Source organism: Aeromicrobium sp. (assembly GCF_014378035.1).
Lineage (GTDB): Bacteria > Actinomycetota > Actinomycetes > Propionibacteriales > Nocardioidaceae > Aeromicrobium.
In genome coordinates this window covers 1-2,830 of sequence record NZ_JACMOM010000364.1, presented here as the reverse complement: position 1 = coordinate 2,830, position 2,830 = coordinate 1, and the positions used below count along the sequence as shown (strand labels likewise).

Below are 2,830 nucleotides of genomic sequence, written 5' to 3'. Positions count from 1 at the left end.
GGTTCGCACACGGTCATCTTGAGCACCTCGGCCGCGCTCGTGATGTGTCCATCCTGATCGAGCAGCTCTTCCAGGGCCTGCCCGACGACGAAACGGGTCAGCACTTCGGGCGTGTAATACGACGCGGACTGCTGGCGTTCGCGGCCGGCGAGCCGGAAGACGAAACTGCCACGCTCGTGCAACACCGGCTTCGATTCGCCGGTGATGGGGTCCTCGCGCTCGACGAAGTCCTTCTTGTCGATGCCGTCACTGCGATCGATCGGGACGACCCATGACCCCTTCGCCGAATCCCCGTCCTTCGCGACCTCGTGGAGATCGGTCGTCGCGAAGAAGCCGGTGTACGACATCAGGCCCTCATAAACAGCACCGAGCTGGTTGATGCCGAGATCGGAATAGCTGATGAAGCCGCGGTCGCGTCCCGTCTGCTCCTTGCTGAGGAGCAGGTGCGCGAGCACTTGCTGTAGTGCTTCGTCGCCGAGCCCCACTTTGTCGATATGAGCTGTCGCAGCGGGGCGGAAGAGGTCCGCGGTAAGGCTGTTGAAGGTCAATCCCTCGGGTGCGTCGGAGGCCGCGGTCGACCGGTTTCCAGGTTTCTCCGGCCGGTGCCCCCCGTCGACCAGGCGGAACAGCACACTCAGCGAATCGTGCAGATGGGTGCGATCCGCCGAGTCTCCGGAGATGTCGACGAGCACCAGCTCTCGCAGGCGGTCGAGGCTGTAGCCCTCCTCGTATTCACTCAGGCCCACCGGCACGACCTGCAGTTCGGGCGATGCCTCCGCGAACAACAGGAAAAGGATGCGGTAGAGGTATCGCAGCGCTTGCTTCGCCAGTGGCTGGGCTTCTTCGGGCGGTAGCGCGTCGAGTCCCTGCGATGCCCGTCGGCGCACGACCTCGTTGGCGATGATCTCGATCGAGGCGCGCACCCCCTCACGCAGGTCTTTGGACACACCAACGGTGTGTTTGATCGACTCCTCGAACACCGTGTCCCACCAGACCGTGCCTTCGGCGTCGGGCAGCATCGACTCGGCGGCGATGCACGCGAGCACCCGGTCGATCTCGCCGCCCTTTTTCTGATCGTTGCGATCGAGGGCGAGTTGCAGATTGATGGCGAGATAGCGACCTTCCGGCCAGCGCTGTTTGTCGGTCAGCAGGATCCACCTGCCCGCGAAGACCAGTGCGAATGCGGGGCCGTCATCGTGCGCGAAAAGGGTGGACAGCAACCGAGAGGCCGAGGAGATTGGATGCTTCTCGTCGTCGACCGGCACGTACGGCTCGGATAGCGTCGCGGCGTCCTTCTGAAGCAGGGTCTCGACCTCATCCACGGCGACGGCGTCGATGATGACCACCCGGGCGCTCTCGTGCAGGTCACGTTGGATCACCCGCGCGACGGGGCCGTCCTGATGGAGTTGGTACAGCCCCCACTCGAATCCCAGGTGGGTCTTCAAGAGCGACGAGATGGCACCGCGGGCGTCGACCGTTTCGCCGTCTTCGAGTTCAGCCGTGGCCCGCACCAGGTCTGCTCGGGCGGAGGCGAAGTAGTCCCGCGTCGACTTCTGCCCGCCGTCGCTCTGTTCGTCCCAGGCCTTTCGTCGTTGCACCACTCGCGCCTGGAAGGACTGTTTCGCGACATCCGTGTTGAAATAGTGCTCGCTGATCCATTCCTCGCCGACGATGAAGGCGTCAGAGGCCATCGGTCACACCTCTTCCTGGGGCACGACGAGGAGCAGCGGGCGCACCAACCGTTGATTTGGCTTCATCGATTCGGCGATGATTCGCTCCTCTTCCACGGTCACCCGCCGCTGTTTGAGATCGCCGCGCTGCATCAGGGCGTCAGCCTCGTGTTCCCATTGCCGCACCCGCAACGACCAGGCGTCGATGCTCGCTTCGATGCTCGCGGCCGACGCCGCGGCGAGCTGCACGAGGAGGGCTCCAGCATGCCGCACGGCCGAGGGAATCAGCGCTTGCAACCCCTCCAACCCGGCTACGGCACCGGGATTCGCCCGGTGTTCGGTGAGACCGAGCTCCGAGAGGGCGGACCGCGCACTCGGGTGTGGTTCGACGAGGACGAACTCGGGGTTGCCCGCATCCGGGATACCGGCGGTGAGGAACGACGATGCGACGACCTGGCCGCGGTTGTTGGTCAGGGTGCCGATGAGTAGCACGGTGGGATGGGGCACGTCGCCGCGCACCACGAAGACCTCGTTCCTGCCGAGCTTGGCGAGTGCGCGGTCACTGGCCCAATCGAGTACGGGATGCAGCGGGCCGAGGAAGTGGGCCTCCGGCCACAGGGACTTGCTCGATGAATCGTCGATCGCCCGCTGGAGTTCGCTCCTGCCGAGCGCCTCCGTCACGGCCAGTTTGAGATGTTCGCTGACGCGCTGATCGCGGAGGTAACTCTGCGGCAGAACCGCCAGTCGCTGAGCGAGGTCCCGTGGCGGGGTCATCTCGACGAGGCCGTGGCCCTTGTGCTCCCGCCAGTCGACCCCTCCCCCGCCCGTTGCGCCGGCGGCGGCGCCCGGCGTGACGAACACCTCGTCGAGTGCCGCGACCAGATACGCCTGGTGTGAGGGGTAGAGACCGGATGATCCGTTCGAGTCGGACACGGCGCCTTCACCTGACCCGTCACGTGAGACGGTCTCCCGCTTCTCCGCCGAAGCGAGCAGCAGGGCGAGCCAGGGGTCGTCGACATCCGCCGTGAGGCTCGCCAGCGTCGGAAGAATTTCTTCGGCGTCCACCCCGCTCGCCAGGGCCTTCGCGATGGCGTCCTCCTCGGCGGCGACATCGTATTTGCCCATCAGGGAAGCGACGTCGCCAAGCGCGGCGTGCGCCT

The 2,830-nt window shown here is 65.5% G+C and carries 2 pseudogenes; both read right to left on the bottom strand.

From position 1 onward, the window contains the following. Positions 1–1,691, bottom strand: a pseudogene (locus H7290_RS19120) (class I SAM-dependent DNA methyltransferase); the annotation flags it as partial. A gap of 3 nt (positions 1,692–1,694) precedes the next feature. Next, positions 1,695–2,830 (bottom strand): annotated as a pseudogene (locus H7290_RS19115) (helicase); the annotation flags it as partial.